15 protein-coding genes are annotated in these 15,257 nt (G+C 69.8%); 5 read left to right on the top strand and 10 right to left on the bottom strand.

All coding sequences use genetic code 11. From position 1 onward, the window contains the following. Nucleotides 1-41 precede the first annotated feature (41 nt). Both ACY0PA_RS07670 and ACY0PA_RS07665 read right to left on the bottom strand, forming a co-directional pair. Entirely contained in the window at nt 42-1,004 is a 963-nt protein-coding gene (locus ACY0PA_RS07670) for an electron transfer flavoprotein subunit alpha/FixB family protein (RefSeq protein WP_473083951.1), read from the bottom strand. A 61-nt stretch (nt 1,005-1,065) separates the two neighbouring features. Further along, nucleotides 1,066-1,851, bottom strand: coding sequence for an electron transfer flavoprotein subunit beta/FixA family protein (locus ACY0PA_RS07665; RefSeq protein ID WP_473083879.1), 786 nt, complete (start codon nt 1,849-1,851; stop codon nt 1,066-1,068). A 109-nt stretch (nt 1,852-1,960) separates the two neighbouring features. Between ACY0PA_RS07665 and ACY0PA_RS07660 the strand changes: the two genes are divergently transcribed. Together ACY0PA_RS07660 and ACY0PA_RS07655 are read left to right on the top strand one after the other, a co-directional pair. After that, nucleotides 1,961-2,665 carry a TetR family transcriptional regulator gene (locus ACY0PA_RS07660; RefSeq protein ID WP_473083950.1) on the top strand — a complete coding sequence of 235 codons (705 nt, stop codon included), beginning with the start codon at nt 1,961-1,963 and terminating at the stop codon, nt 2,663-2,665. Between the two features lie 133 nt (nt 2,666-2,798). After that, the gene (locus tag ACY0PA_RS07655) at nt 2,799-3,212 is read left to right on the top strand and encodes a Zn-ribbon domain-containing OB-fold protein (protein WP_473083949.1); all 414 of its coding nucleotides are present in this window, start codon (nt 2,799-2,801) and stop codon (nt 3,210-3,212) included. Between the two features lie 38 nt (nt 3,213-3,250). On the opposite strand, the gene ACY0PA_RS07650 is transcribed toward ACY0PA_RS07655, so the two are convergent. Then, nucleotides 3,251-4,513, bottom strand: coding sequence for an arginine deiminase (locus ACY0PA_RS07650; protein WP_473083948.1), 1,263 nt, complete (start codon nt 4,511-4,513; stop codon nt 3,251-3,253). A 38-nt stretch (nt 4,514-4,551) separates the two neighbouring features. Next, nucleotides 4,552-6,012, bottom strand: a complete 1,461-nt coding sequence (locus tag ACY0PA_RS07645; protein WP_473083947.1) for a basic amino acid/polyamine antiporter — start codon at nt 6,010-6,012, stop codon at nt 4,552-4,554. Nucleotides 6,013-6,196: 184 nt separating this feature from the next. Between ACY0PA_RS07645 and ACY0PA_RS07640 the strand changes: the two genes are divergently transcribed. Further along, nucleotides 6,197-7,288, top strand: a complete 1,092-nt coding sequence (locus ACY0PA_RS07640) for a baeRF3 domain-containing protein (protein WP_473083946.1) — start codon at nt 6,197-6,199, stop codon at nt 7,286-7,288. A gap of 36 nt (nt 7,289-7,324) precedes the next feature. Further along, nucleotides 7,325-7,969, top strand: coding sequence for a hypothetical protein (locus tag ACY0PA_RS07635; RefSeq protein ID WP_473083945.1), 645 nt, complete (start codon nt 7,325-7,327; stop codon nt 7,967-7,969). A 76-nt stretch (nt 7,970-8,045) separates the two neighbouring features. On the opposite strand, the gene ACY0PA_RS07630 is transcribed toward ACY0PA_RS07635, so the two are convergent. From ACY0PA_RS07630 to ACY0PA_RS07615, 4 genes are all read right to left on the bottom strand, one after another. Continuing rightward, the gene (locus ACY0PA_RS07630) at nt 8,046-9,023 is read right to left on the bottom strand and encodes a threo-3-hydroxy-L-aspartate ammonia-lyase (RefSeq protein WP_473083944.1); all 978 of its coding nucleotides are present in this window, start codon (nt 9,021-9,023) and stop codon (nt 8,046-8,048) included. Between the two features lie 90 nt (nt 9,024-9,113). Next, complete coding sequence (locus ACY0PA_RS07625) at nt 9,114-9,737, bottom strand: helix-turn-helix transcriptional regulator (RefSeq protein WP_329576145.1); 624 nt, start codon at nt 9,735-9,737, stop codon at nt 9,114-9,116. Nucleotides 9,738-9,806: 69 nt separating this feature from the next. Continuing rightward, nucleotides 9,807-10,505 carry an HAD family hydrolase gene (locus ACY0PA_RS07620; protein ID WP_473083943.1) on the bottom strand — a complete coding sequence of 233 codons (699 nt, stop codon included), beginning with the start codon at nt 10,503-10,505 and terminating at the stop codon, nt 9,807-9,809. 25 nt (nt 10,506-10,530) lie between these two features. Next, nucleotides 10,531-11,013: an Lrp/AsnC family transcriptional regulator gene (locus ACY0PA_RS07615; RefSeq protein ID WP_473083942.1), complete on the bottom strand. Its 483-nt coding sequence runs from the start codon at nt 11,011-11,013 to the stop codon at nt 10,531-10,533. A 220-nt stretch (nt 11,014-11,233) separates the two neighbouring features. Between ACY0PA_RS07615 and ACY0PA_RS07610 the strand changes: the two genes are divergently transcribed. Beyond that, complete coding sequence (locus ACY0PA_RS07610) at nt 11,234-13,456, top strand: NADP-dependent isocitrate dehydrogenase (protein ID WP_473083941.1); 2,223 nt, start codon at nt 11,234-11,236, stop codon at nt 13,454-13,456. Between the two features lie 77 nt (nt 13,457-13,533). On the opposite strand, the gene ACY0PA_RS07605 is transcribed toward ACY0PA_RS07610, so the two are convergent. Both ACY0PA_RS07605 and ACY0PA_RS07600 read right to left on the bottom strand, forming a co-directional pair. Continuing rightward, a complete protein-coding gene (locus ACY0PA_RS07605) occupies nt 13,534-14,028 on the bottom strand; it encodes a dihydrofolate reductase family protein (RefSeq protein WP_473086263.1) in 495 nt (164 codons plus the stop codon). 246 nt (nt 14,029-14,274) lie between these two features. Then, on the bottom strand, nt 14,275-15,159 hold the full coding sequence (locus tag ACY0PA_RS07600) for an LLM class F420-dependent oxidoreductase (RefSeq protein ID WP_473083940.1): 885 nt from the start codon (nt 15,157-15,159) through the stop codon (nt 14,275-14,277). Nucleotides 15,160-15,257: the final 98 nt, after the last annotated feature.

The raw sequence follows: 15,257 nt of genomic DNA, 5'->3' as shown, positions 1-15,257 counted from the left end.
GGACCGATATCGGTCCCGGGCCTCCGGCCTTCGTGCTGCTGTCAGCCCTTGCGGGAGGTGACGTTCTCGGTGAGCTGGGGGACGACGTCGAAGAGGTCGCCGACGACGCCGTAGTCGACGAGGTCGAAGATGGGTGCTTCGGCGTCCTTGTTGACCGCGACGATGGTCTTGGAGGTCTGCATGCCGGCCCGGTGCTGGATCGCGCCGGAGATGCCGTTGGCGATGTACAGCTGCGGGGACACGCTCTTGCCGGTCTGGCCGACCTGGTTGGAGTGCGGGTACCAGCCCGCGTCGACCGCGGCCCGGGAGGCGCCGACGGCCGCGCCGAGGGAGTCGGCGAGGGCCTCGATGATCGCGAAGTTCTCGGCGCCGTTGACGCCGCGTCCGCCGGAGACCACGATCGCGGCCTCGGTCAGGTCCGGGCGCCCGGTCGACTCGCGCGGCGTGCGCGCGGTGACCTTGGTACCGGTGGCCTGGGCGGAGAACGTCACGTCCAGCGCATGGACGGTGCCGGCCGCCGGGGCGGGCTCGACCGGGGCACTGTTGGGCTTGACGGTGATGACCGGGGTGCCCTTGGCCACGCGGGACTTGGTGGTGAACGAGGCGGCGAACGCGGACTGGGTGGCGATGGGACCGCTCTCGCCGGCCTCGAGGTCGGTGGCGTCGGTGATGACACCGGAGCCGATCCGCACCGCGAGCCGCGCGGCGATCTCCTTGCCCTCCGCCGAGGACGGCACCAGCACGGCGGCCGGGGCGACGGCGGTGCAGGCGGCCTGCAGCGCATCCACCTTCGGCACGACGAGGTAGTCGGCGTACTCGGACGCCTCGTGCGTCAGGACGCGGGTCGCGCCGTGCTCGGCCAGCGTGGCGGCGGTGCCGGCGGCGCCCGCACCGATCGCCAGCGCGACGGGCTCACCCAGGCGGCGGGCCAGGGTCAGCAGTTCAAGGGTGGGCTTGCGGACGGCACCGTCCACGTGATCGACGTAGACCAGAACTTCAGCCATGGGACTTCTTCTCTCCTGCGTGCGAAAGATGAGGACAGGGGGACAGCAACGGGCGCGGGCTCTAGATGAACTTCTGGCCCGCGAGGAACTCGGCGAGCTGCTTGCCGCCCTCGCCCTCGTCCTTGACGATCGTGCCCGCGCTGCGCGCCGGACGCTCCGCCGCCGCGTCCACCACCGTGAACGCACCCGCCAGACCCACCTCGTCGGCCTCCACGTCCAGATCCGAGAGGTCCCAGGAGGTGACCGGCTTCTTCTTCGCCGCCATGATCCCCTTGAACGACGGATACCTGGCCTCGCCCGACTGGTCGGTCACCGACACCACCGCCGGCAGCGAAGCCTGAACCTGCTCGGAGGCCGTGTCACCGTCACGACGGCCCGTCACCACACCGCCCTCGACCGACACCTGCGACAGCAGCGTCACCTGCGGCACACCCAGGCGCTCCGCCAGCAGCGCCGGCACCACACCCGCCGTGCCGTCCGTCGACGCCATCCCCGACACCACCAGATCGAAGCCGGCCTTCTCGATCGCCTTCGCCAGCACCAGCGACGTCCCCACGATGTCCGTGCCGTGCAGATCGTCGTCCTCGACATGGATCGCCTTGTCCGCGCCCATCGACAACGCCTTGCGCAACGCGTCCTTCGCGTCCTCGGGACCCACCGTCAACACGGTGATCTCCGCATCGTCCGCCTCGTCCGCGATCTGCAACGCCTGCTCGACCGCGTACTCGTCCAGCTCCGACAGCAGCCCGTCCACATCATCACGGTCCACCGTCAGATCATCAGCGAAATGCCGGTCCCCCGTCGCATCCGGCACATACTTCACGGTGACAACGATCCTCAAGCTCACGCCGGCTCTCCTACCCTGGTGTGGTTCCTCAAAGCGACACTATGGCACTCAGTACCCTCTGGCAAGGTACGTGGTGCCAGACAGGCCGCTTCGGTGTTACGTTCCCGGCATGACTGAGGCGACCAGACCGGCCAAGAAGGCGCCGATGCGCGAGGTGCTCGCCGAGGCGGCATTCCAGCTCTTCCTCGACCGGGGTTTCGAACAGACCACGGTCGACGACATCGTCGCCCGGGCGGGCGTCGGGCGCAGGTCGTTCTTCCGGTACTTCCCGTCCAAGGAGGACGCGGTCTTCCCGGATCACGAGCGCTGCCTCGCCGACATGACCGCGTTCCTCGAGGAGGCCGACGGCCGGGACCCGGTGGGCACCGTCGCCGACGGGGCGCGCCTCGTGCTGCGCATGTACGCGGCCAACCCCGAGTTCTCCGTGCAGCGTTACCGCCTCACGCGCGAGGTGCCGGGACTTCGGACGTACGAACTGTCGGTGGTGCGGCGCTACGAGCGCACCCTCGCGGGCTATCTGCGGGCGTGCTTCGAGGGGGAGCGGGACGGCGCGCTGCGGGCCGAGGTGATCGCGGCGTCCGTCGTCGCCGCCCACAACAACGGGCTCCGAACATGGCTCCGTTCGGGTGGTGAGGGAGACCCGTACGCGGCCGTGGACCACGCTCTCGGGATGGTGCGCGCTGTGTGGAGTGGCGCGGGCGACGGCGCGGCGCGGCCCGCCGCCGAGGATGAGGTCGTTGTGATGGTCGCCCCGAAGGGTGCCCCGATGTGGCAGGTCGTGCAGCGGATCGAGTCGGCCTTGGGGCAGGGCTGAGGGCACGGTCCTCGGACGGATCCGGCTGGATTTGGCACTCAGTACCTTTACAGTCGGGAACTCAGTGCCATACGGTGCGGAGGCGCCGACGCGATGGTGCGGCGCATCAGAGCCGAGCGCAGGGGGCCGAGCCGTGTCCGAGACAGCAACCCACACCGCGCCGATCGGGCACGAGGTGTCCCGTACCGCGCCGACCCGGCACGAGGGGACCGGCCTGACGATCCAGCGCTGTCGCTGGTGCGGCACCGCCTCCTTCCGGCGGCTCCTGTGTCCGGTGTGCGCGTCGAGCGATCTGCAGCCCGAACACAGCGACGGTCTTGGCGTCGTCGTGCAGTCCAGCGTCGTGAACCGGTACACGGGGACGGCGCGCAACGAGTCCCTCGTCCGCTTCCCCGAAGGCTTCGTGTTCCGGTGCCGCGTCGTCGGCGCCGCCCCGAACCTGGTGTGGATCGGGGCGCGCGTGCGCCCCGTGGCCGGCAGCGACCCCGACGCCGGGGAAGTGGTCTTCGAGCTGTGCGACACGGGCGGACGCACCGACTGGCAGTGACCCTGCCGCTTTCGTTCCCGCTGTCAGGACGGCGCCGGTCAGAAGTCGACGGGGTCCCGGATCAGCGGGCACGTCATGCAGTGTCCGCCGCCTCGGCCGCGGCCGAGTTCCGCGCCGACGATGGTGATGACCTCGACGCCCGCCTTGCGCAGCAGCGTGTTCGTCTGGGTGTTGCGGTCGTACGTGATGACGACGCCCGGCTCGACCGCGACGGCGTTGTTGCCGCTGTCCCACTGCTGGCGCTCGGAGGCGTAGACGTCGCCGCCCGTCTCGATCACACGCAGTGCGCCGAGGCCGAGCGCCTTCGCCACGACGTCGGCGAACGGGCGCGAGCCCTCGTCGGTGATGTGGAGGCCGGACGGATCGCTGCCGGGGCGCAGCGTGAAGGTATGGACGGCGTCGACGATGGCCGGGTAGAGCGTGACGATGTCGCGGTCGGCGAAGGTGAAGACGGTGTCCAGGTGCATGGCGGAGCGCAGCTTCGGCATACCGGCGACGATGACCTGCTCCGCAGCGCCGTTCCTGAAGAGTGCGGACGCCACCTGAGTGATCGCCTGCCGTGAGGTGCGCTCGCTCATGCCCATCAGGACGACCCCGTTGCCCACCGGCATGATGTCGCCGCCCTCGAACGTGGCCTGGCCCCAGTCCCGTTCGGGGTCTCCCCACCACACGGTGGAGCCCATGAAGTCGGGGTGGAACGCGTAGATCGCCTTCATCAGCAGGGTCTCGTCGTGGCGTGCGGGCCAGTACAGCGGGTTGAGGGTGACGCCCTCGTACAGCCAGCACGTCGTGTCGCGGGTGTAGAGGGTGTTGGGCAGGGGTGGCATGAGGTACTCGCGTACGCCCGTCGACTCGCGGACCAGGGCGACGTAGTCGGAGCGGAACTCGTCGGGCAGGTCGGTGGTGGCAAGCCCGCCGATCAGATACTCGGTGAGACGGTGCGGGCTGAGCTCGTCGAGGAAGGCCCGGGTGTCGTCCATGAGGCCGAGACCGACCTCGTTCGCGACGATCTTGCGGTCCAGGAGCCAGGCCTTCGCCTCGGGGATCAGCATGGTCTCGGCCAGGAGCTCGTGCAGTTCCACGACGTCGACGCCGCGCCCGCGCAGCTTGTTGACGAAGTCGGCGTGGTCGCGCTGGGCGTTCTCCACCCACATCACGTCGTCGAAGAGGAGGTCGTCGGAGTTGGTCGGGGTGAGCCTGCGGTGGGCGAGGCCGGGCGCGCAGACCAGGACCTTGCGCAGCGTGCCGACCTCGGAGTGGACGCCGAGCGCCGGCTCGGCCGTGGTGTCGTTGCTGGTCACGATGTGCCTTTCCAGGGAGTCGGTGCGACGCGGGCCGGTCAGAGGCTGATCCAGCCGGCCGCCAGGGCGATGACACCGAGGACCGCTCCGGTCACGGACACCGCGAGGATGACGAGTTCGGTGGGGGAGAACAGGCGTCTGCCCTGTTCGCGGCGGGCCATCACGAAGAGGACGGTGGCGGGCGCGTAGATGATGAAGGACACCAGGACGAACTTCACCCCGGCCGCGTAGAGAAGGAACGCCGTGTAGACCGTCGCGATGACCGCCACGACGAGTTCGCCGCGCGAGTCGCGGGCCCCGACGATCAGTTCGTCCGGCCGCAGCGCGATCTTCACGGCGAACGCGGCGGCCAGCAGGAACGGGATCAGCGACAGGGCGCTGGTCAGATCGAGCGCGAAGTTGAACGCGTCGTCCGAGAACGAGGTGATGACCAGGACGACCTGGGAGAGGGTCGTGGTCATCACCAGTGCGGGCACGGGCACGTCGGCGTGGTTCGTGCGGGCCATAAAATGCGGCATGTCACTGTCCCGGGCGGCGACGAGGAGGACCTCGGCCGCCATCAGCGTCCACGCGAGATAGGCGCCGAGCACGGAGATGATCAGGCCGACGCTGACGAACACCTTGCCCCAGGTGCCGACCGCCTCCTCGAGGACGCCCGCCATGGACGGCTGGCGCAGCTCGGCGATCTCGCTCATCGGCAGGATGCCGTACGACACGATCGTGACGGAGGCGAAGACGGCGAAGACGCTCAGGAAACCCAGGACGGTCGCGCGGCCGACGTCCTCGCGGCGTTTGGCGTGGCGGGAGTAGACGCTCGCGCCCTCGACGCCGAGGAACACGAAGACCGTGGCCAGCATCGTCCCTTTGACCTGGGAGAACAGTGAACCCGCATAGTCGGCGCCGCCGAAGTTCTCCGCGAAGACGTGCGGCTTGAGGAAGAACAGGGCCAGCACGACGAAGACGAGGATCGGCACGACCTTCGCGACGGTGACGACGCGGTTGATCGTGGCCGCTTCCTTGACGCCCCGCCGGATCAGGAGGAAGAACGCCCACAGCCCTGCCGAGGACAGGATGATCGCCAGGGCGGTGTCGCCGGCGCCCAGGGCGGGGGCGATCGCGCCGATGGTCGACATGATCAGTACCCAGTACGTCACATTGCCGACGCACGCGCTGGCCCAGTAGCCGAAGGCCGAGAAGAAGCCCAGATATTCGCCGAAACCGGCCTTGGCGTACGCGTACACGCCGGCGTCCAGATCGGGCCTGCGCACGGCGAGCGTCTGGAAGACGAAGGCGAGCATCAGCATGCCGGTGCCTGCGATGGCCCACGCGATCAGGGCGCCGGCCACGCCGGTCTCCTGCGCGAAGCGGCTCGGCAGGGAGAAGACGCCGGCGCCGACCATGGATCCGACGACCATCGTCGTCAGCGTGAGAAGGGTCAGCTTGGCTGTGGGCGACTGCTCGGGCTGGTCGGCGGGAAGGGTGCCTTCTGCCTGGGTCATGTCTTCCTCTGGCCATGGGGCGTTGGAACCGACAGAGGACGACCATATTCGCAAAATGTCTGGTATGCCCCATTGAGGGTTGGGGGCGCCAAGGGGAGTAGCGCCGCGCGCCGAACCGGAAATTCGGGCATATCGTGCATCGAGGAAGCCTTGTGAAGCCTCACGCCTTTGGGAAGGCGCCCCCATGCAGCCCGAACTGACCCCCGCCGTGCTCGCGTCGCTGCGCCGGCCCCGGCACTATCCGGCGGTGTCGGTCCTCGTGCCCACGCACCGGCGGAAGCCGGACAATGCGCAGGACCCCATCCGGCTGCGCAATCTCCTTGCCGAGGCGGCCAAGGAGCTGGAGGCCGATCCCGCGGTGACCCCGGAGCGCCGCCAGGACGTCGTCGAGCAGCTGGATCTGGCGCTCGCGGAGATCGACCTCGACCACGCCGAGGACGGTCTGGCGATCTTCGCCTCGCCGGGCGAGCACCACGTGTGGTCGCTGCCGCGCACCGTCCCCGAACGGGTCGTGCTCGCCGACACGTATCTGACCCGCAACCTCGTCGCCGCGTACAGCGCCGAACAGCCCTACTGGGTCCTCGCGGTCTCGGCGGACCGTGCCGCTCTGTGGAAGGGTGACGCGCGGCGCCTCGTGGAGCAGCACACGGCAGGATTCCCGCTGACCCGGAGCCTCGACGACCCTGACGCCGAGCGCAAGGAGCGCGTCGGGGACCTGCCGAGCACCTACCGCGACGAGCAGACCCGCCAGTTCCTCCGGCAGGTCGACACGGCGCTCGACGAAGCCCTCGCTCCCACCGCGCGGCTGTACGTCGCCGGTGAGCAGGCGGCCGTCACCCTGCTGAACGAGGTCGGAACCGCCACCGAGCACGCCGTCCCCGTGGCCCACGGCGGACTCGCGAACGCCGGTGCGGAGGCGGTGCGTGAGGCGGTGCGGCCCGCCGTCACCGCTCAGGAGCAGCAGAGTGTGGCCGCCACCATGGCGGACATCGAGCGTGCGCGGGACTGGAAGGAGTTCGCCGCGGGCGTGGACGAGGTGTGGGAGCACGTCGCCGCCGGGCGGGTCCGTGCACTGGTCGTCGAAGAGCATTTCCGCACCACCGTCCGGCAGGACGGCGACCACCTGGTCCCGGCCGAGCCCGGCGACCTGGACGCCCACGACGACATCGTCGACGAGATCGTCGAACGGGCCCTGGAGACGGGCGCCGAGGTGCGCTTCGTCCCTGACGGAACCCTCCCGGACGAGTCGGGAATCGTCGGAATCATGCGCTACTGAGCCAGAGCTTTCGGATAGATGCAAGGAGACGTCTGAATGAGTGCCGGTCCCTCCGGGAAGAAGCCAGCGTCGCGCCGTCGGCGGTCCATGACGGCCGTCCTGGCCGTGCTCGCTGCCACGACAAGCGCCGCGGCCCTCGTGTCGTGCAGCACGGACAGCGGCAACGGCAGTTCGTCGAGCGTCAGCCCGCGCCCTACACCCCCCAATACGGCTTCCTTCTCGGGCACCCCGCCCTCCGCGATGGCGTCGGCCGCCGAGTCGGCCGTCGCCTCCGCGAAGGCGGAGGCCTCGGCGGCGGCGAGCTCCGCGTCGGCCCGGGCCTCCGAGTTCGAGGCGTCCGTGTCGGCCGAGGTGGAACGGGCCAACGCCGCGGCCGCCAGCGAACTCGTGAAGGTCGAGGGCCAGGGCAACGCCATGGCCGATGTCGCCCTCACCGGGAAGCCGCGGTCCCAGACGGGCGGCGTGTTCGCCGTCGTCGTCAACATCACCAACCGCACCGACAAGAAGGCGTCCTACGCCGTGCAGGTCGACTTCAAGGACGCCGACGGCAAGGTCGTCGAGACCCGGTACGTCGGCGCGGAGAACCTCGACCCCGACGAGCGGGCCCAGCCCCTGGCCATCAGCCGCAAGCCCCCGGAGATGAAGCTGACCGCGAAGATCACCAAGGCGCAGAGGTACTGAGAGCGCAGTGCTGCTCAGAGCGCAGAGCTGCTGAGGGTGCGGTGCTGCTGAGTGCGCAGTGCAACCGAGAAGCGTCTCAGGGCCGGAGCAGCTCGGTGAAGCGTGCGACGTCGACGTTGCCGCCGCTGACGATCACACCGACGCGGCGGCCGCGCAGCTGCCCGGCCAGGGCGCGCGCGGCGGCGAAGCCCAGGCAGCCCGTCGGCTCGACGACGGTCTTCATCCGGGTGTGGAAGATCCGCATGCACTCGACCAGTTGGTCGTCCGTGGCGGTGAGGATGTCGTCGACGCCGTCCTTGATGACGGCGAAGGTGTGCTTGCCCAGGTGCCGCGTCTGCGCGCCGTCCGCGATGGTCTGCGGGGTGTCGATGTCGATGATGCGGCCCTCGCGCAGCGACTGCCTGCCGTCGTCGCCCGCCTCGGGCTCGACGCCGTAGACGGCGCAGCCCGGGGACAGGGCGCGGGCGGCGAGGATCGACCCGGAGAGCAGCCCGCCGCCGCCCAACGGCACGAACAGCGCGTCGAGTTCACCGACCTCCTCGAACAGTTCCTTGGCCGCGGTGCCCTGACCCGCCATCACGTCCGGGTGGTCGTACGGCGGGATCAGCGTCAGGCCCCGCTCGGCGGCGACCCGGTGCCCGATCTCCTCGACGTTCTCCGTGTAACGGTCGTACATCACGACCTCCGCGCCGTACCCCTTGGTGGCGGCCAGCTTGGCCGCGGGGGCGTCGTGCGGCATGACGATGGTCGCGGGCATTTCCAGGATGGCGGCGGACAAGGCCACGGCCTGTGCGTGGTTGCCGGACGAGTAGGCGACGACGCCGGCGCGGCGCTGCTCCGGCGAGAACCTGGACAGCGCGTTGAACGCGCCGCGGAACTTGAAGGCGCCCATGCGCTGGAAGTTCTCGCACTTGAAGTGGAGCGAGGCGCCGAGTTCGGCGTCGGTGAGGCGCGAGGTGAGCACGGGTGTGCGGTGGGCGTGCGGGGCGACGCGCTCGTGCGCGCGCACGACGTCCTCGTAGGTCGGCAGGTCGGACGGCGTCAGGTCGGCCATGGGGGGGCTTCCTCTCAATCGGCAGCTGATCATGTGGCATCCGGGCATCCGGGTATCGGGCGTCTGGGCATTCGGGCATACGGCATCCGCCTATTTGGCGTCCGCGTACACCGTCGCCCTCGACACACCCAGGTGGTCCGCGACGATGCCTGCCGACCGGCGTACTTCCATGAAGCCCTGGGCCTTCAACTCCCGTACGAGTTCCCGGCGTTGGGTCGTCCGCAGGGCGCGCGGAGTGGTCGCGCGGTCGGCGGCGAACGCGTCGATGCGGGCGCGGATGGCGTCGCCGTTCGCCGGGTCGAGGGACTCGGCGGGGGCGGCGGCGCCGTCGGAGCGGCCGAAGTGGTCGAGCACGGTGCCGATGCCGTCGAAGACGGTCATGTCGATGTTCAGGCAGAGCGCGCCGGCGTAGTGGCCCCGCTCGTCCTTGATGCCGATCGACGTGCTCTTGACCCGGCGGCCGTCGGCGAACCGGTTCGGATAGTTCGCCACGACCTGTGGGTACGCGTCGTCGGCCAGACGTGCGAGCCCGAGTTCGGTGGCGGGGTCGCCCACGGAACGGCCCGACAGGTTGTTCTCGATGGCGACGATCGCGTGGTCCGGGTCGTCGAGATCGTGCACGACGACCTCGCAGAACGGTGCGAACGTGGCCGCGAGCCCCTTGGCGACCTGCTGGAGCTGCTCCATGAGATGGGTGTGACCGGGTTCGGACATGCTGACAGTTTATAAAGAGCTGGACTGTTCGTCCAGAGACTTCAGGTGCCGCCCACGACGCACGGGCGGTCACATGCCCGCAGTCGCCGTCCTCGCCAGCCAGTCGTACGCTGCCTCCGCCGTGAACTCCCGCTGGCCGCCCCGGAACAGCAGCCCCGCCGTGGCGAACGCGGGATCGTCGGCCTGCGCGGCCACGTACGGGATCGCGATGCAGCGCATCCCGGCGGCATACGCGGCCGCCGCTCCCGGAATCGCGTCCTCCATCACCGTGCAGTGCGCGGGCATCGTGCCGAGCCTGCGCGCAGCCTCCAGGAACACGTCGGGCGCGGGCTTGCCGTGGGCGACCTCGTCCGCGGAGACGTAGATCCTCAAGTGTGCGGCCAGGCCCGTACCCGACAGGATCGCGTCGATGGCCTCGGGCGACGATCCGGACGCGACGGCCATCGGGACCCCCGCGTCGTGCAGCCGCTCCACGAGCTTCCGCATCTGCGGATAGACCGGCGTGCCGACGCGCGCGAGCGCCAGATAGCGGGTGTTCATCTCCGTGAGCAGCGCGTCGAGCGTGGTCTGGATGCCGTACTTCTGGCGCAGGATCTCGATGGTCTCCTGGGTGCTGATGCCGACGTACGACTCGTGTTCCTGCCAGGTGAAGTCCGGGACGCCGTGCTCGGCGAGGGTGCGCCGGCTCGCCTCGAAGTAGTTCGGCTCGCTGTCCACGAGGGTTCCGTCGAGGTCGAGGACGACCGCGGTGCTGCCCAGGGTGCTCATGCGCTCCAGGATGCCAAGGCGGCGGTCACCGGCGCTCGGCGGCGGCCCGGCCGATCGCCTCGACGAGCGGCAGGATCCGGTGCGGCACCCGCTCGCGCAGCGCCACCTCGGTACGGGTGCGGACCACGCCGGGCAGCCGGTTGAGCTGCTGGATGATGTCCTCCAGATGGCCGTTGTCGCGAGCCGCGACGCGGGTCAGGAGGTCTCCTCCGCCGGTGATCGAGAAGGCCTCGATGATCTCCGGCACGCCGGCGAGCGCGTCGCCCACGTCTTCGAGATGGCCCTGCGTGACCTCGATGTGGACGAACGCGAGGACCGGGTGGCCGAGGGCCGCGGGGGAGAGGGCCGGGCCGGTGCCGGTGATCACCCCGTCGCGCTCCAGCCGGTCGAGCCGCGCCTGGAGCGTGCCGCGGGCCACGCCGAGAATGCGGGCGTACTCACGCACACTCGTACGCGGCTGCTCCAGGAGGAGGCGCAGGATGCGGGTGTCCAACTCGTCCACGGTCATGGGCTGCGGCCTCCTTCGCGGGGCGGTGATCGCCGGACGACTGTACCAATGGTCCAGTGGATCCGGGATTGTACGGGCCAGTGGAGCGCACCCGGGGAGCGGCTCAGGATCCGGTGCGGGATCCGGTGCGGGGTCCTGTCGAGAGGGGGTCGGTCAGGAGATATCTTGATGTCGAGCAATGTTGCAGACGAGAGACGCAGACTGTGGAGCGGAGCACCCGGTGACTGACTCGACCATCATCTATACGCACACCGACGAGGCCCCGGCCCTCGCGACGTATTCGTTCCTGCCCGTGGTCGAGGCCTACGCCTCGACCGCCGGCGTCCGTGTGGAGAGCCGCGACATCTCGCTGGCCGGGCGGATCATCGCCAGCTTCCCGGAGCGCCTCGCGGAGGGCCAGCGCATCGACGACGCGCTCGCCGAGCTCGGCGAGCTGGCCAAGACGCCGGGCGCGAACATCATCAAGCTGCCGAACATCTCGGCCTCCATCCCGCAGCTGAAGGCGGCCATCGCCGAGCTGCAGGGTCAGGGCTACGCGCTGCCGGACTACCCGGACGACCCGCAGACCGACGAGGACAAGGACGTCCGCGCCCGTTACGACAAGGTCAAGGGCAGCGCCGTCAACCCGGTCCTGCGTGAGGGCAACTCCGACCGCCGCGCCCCCGCGTCGGTCAAGAACTACGCCAAGGCGCACCCCCACCGCATGGGCAAGTGGACGCCGGAGTCGAAGACCAACGTCGCCACCATGGGCGTCAACGACTTCCGCTCCACCGAGAAGTCCGCAGTCATCGCCGAGCCCGGCACCCTGCGCATCGAGCTGGCGGCGGCCGACGGCACCACCACCGTCCTGCGCGAGTCCGTCCCGGTGCTCGCCGGCGAGGTCGTCGACGCCTCCGTCATGCGCGTCGCCGCGCTGCGCGAGTTCCTCACGGCGCAGATCGCCAAGGCCAAGGCCGAGGACGTCCTGTTCTCCGTGCACCTCAAGGCCACGATGATGAAGGTCTCCGACCCGATCATCTTCGGCCACGTCGTGCGCGCCTTCTTCCCGAAGACGTTCGCGAAGTACGGCGAGGCGCTCGTCGCCGCCGGCCTGTCCCCGAACGACGGCCTCGGCACCATCCTCAAGGGCCTGGACTCCGTGCCCCACCTGGGCGCCGAGATCAAGGCGTCCTTCGAGGCCGAGATCGCCGAGGGCCCCGCCCTCGCCATGGTCGACTCCGACAAGGGCATCACCAACCTGCACGTACCGTCCGACGTCATCGTCGACGCGTCCATGCCGGCCATGATCCGCACCTCCGGCCACATGTGGGGCCCGGACGGCGAGGAGGCCGACACCCTCGCGGTGCTGCCCGACAGCAGCTACTCCGGCGTCTACCAGGTCGTCCTCGACGACTGCCGCGCCAACGGCGCCTTCGACCCGTCCACCATGGGCTCGGTGCCGAACGTCGGCCTCATGGCGCAGAAGGCCGAGGAGTACGGCAGCCACGACAAGACCTTCGAGATCCAGGCCGCGGGCACCGTCCGCCTCGTGGACGCCGCGGGCAACGTGGTCCTGGAGCAGGAGGTCGCCGAGGGCGACATCTTCCGCGCCTGCCAGACCAAGGACCTGCCGATCCAGGACTGGGTCAAGCTCGCCGTCACCCGCGCCCGCGCGACCGGCAACCCGGCCGTGTTCTGGCTCGACGAGGGCCGCGCGCACGATGCGACGCTCATCGAGAAGGTCAAGACGTACCTGGCCGACCACGACACGGACGGTCTGCAGATCGAGATCATGTCGCCGGTCGAGGCGACCGCTTTCTCCCTGGAGCGCATCCGCCGCGGCGAGGACACCATCTCCGTCACCGGCAACGTGCTGCGCGACTACCTGACCGACCTCTTCCCGATCCTCGAGCTGGGCACGAGCGCGAAGATGCTCTCCGTCGTCCCGCTGATGAACGGCGGCGGTCTGTTCGAGACGGGCGCCGGCGGCTCCGCCCCGAAGCACGTCCAGCAGCTCGTCAAGGAGAACTACCTGCGCTGGGACAGCCTCGGTGAGTTCCTCGCCCTCGCCGTCTCCTTCGAGCACCTCGCGACCACCACGGGCAACGCCCGCGCCAAGGTCCTGGGCGAGACCCTCGACCGCGCGACCGGCACCTTCCTCAACGAGGACAAGTCGCCGAGCCGCAAGCTGGGCGGCATCGACAACCGCGGCAGCCACTTCTACCTCTCCCTGTACTGGGCGCAGGAGCTGGCCAAGCAGACCGACGACGCCCAGCTCGCCGAGGCGTTCGCGCCGCTCGCCAAGACCCTCGGCGAGCAGGAGCAGACGATCGTCGACGAGCTGATCGCGGTCCAGGGCAACCCGGCCGACATCGGCGGCTACTACCAGCCCGACGCCACCAAGGCCGCGGCGATCATGCGCCCGTCGGCCACGTTCAACCAGGCCATCGCGTCGCTCGCCTGAGCACTCCCGGTCTGACGTGTTCCGCCCCGGTCGGCATCAGCCGACCGGGGCGGTCCCGTATCCGCGGTACGGGTGACTTACGAGGCCGCCTCCGCCGCGCGCCGGTAGCGCAGCATGACGACCCCGTTCCCGAACGTCCGGGTCTCCATGAGCCGGAGCGCGACCGCGCGGCCCGCCGCCGGGAACAGCGGCTTCCCGCCCCCGATCAGTACCGGATGGACGTATACGCGGAACTCGTCGACCAGGTCGAGCTCCATGAACGTCGCAGCGAGACCGGCCCCGCCGAGTGACATGTCCCCGCCGGGCTGCGCCTTGAGCGCCAGGATGTCCTCCACGACGACGTCCCGCACGATCGTCGTGTTCCAGTCGGTGTTCTCCGCGGTGTTCTCCAGCGTCCTGGAGAACACGATCTTGGGCATGTTCCGCCAGATGCCGCCGAACTCGGCCATCGTCTCGCCGCAGTCCGGGTCGGCGTCGGCGGTCGGCCAGACCGACACCATCAGCTCATGGGTGACCCGCCCGTCCATGAAGGCGCTCATCTCGGCGAGCTCCGCGTTGAAGTACCGGTGCAGCTCCTCGTCGACCCGGTGCCAGCTGATGTCGCGGCCCGGTCCCTCGAGGTAACGTCGAGAGAGACCGACATGCCCAGAATGATGTCTCGCATCTCAACACACTCATTTCTCACGGTGGTTGTGGCCGGGCAGATCACTGCCGCCGGTCATTCCGCAACCGTATGAGGGTGCGCGGCGCATTGGGCGTGCGACAGGGGCAGGCCTGGGAGGCACAGGATTGTGCGCGCGGATCTCACGACCCTGGCCTCAGAGCTCCAGTGCCGCCGCCAGCCGCCGCCACTGCTCGCGGGGCAGGCCGGCCCGGTCCTCGCCCGGGGCCAGCACCTGGATGGCGACGTGGTCCGCGCCCGCGTCCAGGAAGGCGTCGATCTGCTCGCGCACCCGCTGCTCGTCACCCCAGCCGAAGAGGGCGTCGACGAGCCGGTCGCTGCCGCCGTACGCGAAGTCGTTCTCGGTGAAGCCAAGACGCAGCCAGCTGTTGGTGTAGTTGGCCAGCTGCAGATAGAGCGCAAGCGTCTCGCGGGCGGTCGCCCGGGCGCGGTCCGGGTCGGCCTCCAGGACCACGGTGAACTCCGGCGCGAGCAGCGGCCCCTGGCCGAGCGCCTCACGGGCCTGCGCGGTGTGCTCCGGGGTGACCAGATACGGGTGGGCGCCGGCGGCGCGGTCCCGGGAGAGCTCCAGCATGCGCGGGCCGAGCGCGGCCAGCACGCGGCGGTCGGCCGGGATCCCCGCGGCGTCCAGCGCGTCGAGGTAGTCGACCATGGCGGCGAACGGACGCTTGTACTGCGCGGTGAGCTTCGCGTGGCTCACGCCGAGGCCGAGCAGGAACCGGCAGGGGTGGGCGGCCTCCAGGGCGGCCCAGCGGTCGGCGGTCTCCTGCGCCTCGTGCTGCCAGATGCTGAGGATGCCGGTCGCGACCGTGATCTTCGAGGTGGCCTCGATCAGCGGGGCGGCGTGTTCGATGCCGCTGCTGCCGCCGAGCCAGAGCGCGCCGTAGCCGAGCTGTTCCAACTCCGCTGCGGTTTCGGCGAGTTCGGCCGCCCGAGAAGGGTCTGGGTCGCGCAGCCCGGTGTTCCACAGGCCGTACCTGCCGATCGCGGATGCTTGCGTGCTGCTGTCCCTGAAGCTCATGAGCTGTCTCCCGCTACCAGGTGGATCAATGTCCGACGTCTGCCGCAACCTTCGTAGGCGATCTTGTATTCCATCAGAACCTAGCCAGGGGACGCCCC

It is taken from the genome of Streptomyces sp. DS1-CR2, assembly GCF_055760475.1.
The sequence above is the reverse complement of the archived record's forward strand: the minus strand, read 5'-3'. Positions and strand labels throughout refer to the sequence as shown.

Bases quoted from the DNA above. Each gene is read 5' to 3' on its own strand.
- ACY0PA_RS07670 (WP_473083951.1), bottom strand. From the start codon at position 1,004: ATGGCTGAAGTTCTGGTCTACGTCGATCACGTGGACGGTGCCGTCCGC.
- ACY0PA_RS07660 (WP_473083950.1), top strand. From the start codon at position 1,961: ATGACTGAGGCGACCAGACCGGCCAAGAAGGCGCCGATGCGCGAGGTG.
- ACY0PA_RS07645 (WP_473083947.1), bottom strand. From the start codon at position 6,012: ATGACCCAGGCAGAAGGCACCCTTCCCGCCGACCAGCCCGAGCAGTCG.
- ACY0PA_RS07640 (WP_473083946.1), top strand. From the start codon at position 6,197: ATGCAGCCCGAACTGACCCCCGCCGTGCTCGCGTCGCTGCGCCGGCCC.
- ACY0PA_RS07635 (WP_473083945.1), top strand. From the start codon at position 7,325: ATGAGTGCCGGTCCCTCCGGGAAGAAGCCAGCGTCGCGCCGTCGGCGG.
- ACY0PA_RS07630 (WP_473083944.1), bottom strand. From the start codon at position 9,023: ATGGCCGACCTGACGCCGTCCGACCTGCCGACCTACGAGGACGTCGTG.
- ACY0PA_RS07625 (WP_329576145.1), bottom strand. From the start codon at position 9,737: ATGTCCGAACCCGGTCACACCCATCTCATGGAGCAGCTCCAGCAGGTC.
- ACY0PA_RS07620 (WP_473083943.1), bottom strand. From the start codon at position 10,505: ATGAGCACCCTGGGCAGCACCGCGGTCGTCCTCGACCTCGACGGAACC.
- ACY0PA_RS07615 (WP_473083942.1), bottom strand. From the start codon at position 11,013: ATGACCGTGGACGAGTTGGACACCCGCATCCTGCGCCTCCTCCTGGAG.
- ACY0PA_RS07600 (WP_473083940.1), bottom strand. From the start codon at position 15,159: ATGAGCTTCAGGGACAGCAGCACGCAAGCATCCGCGATCGGCAGGTAC.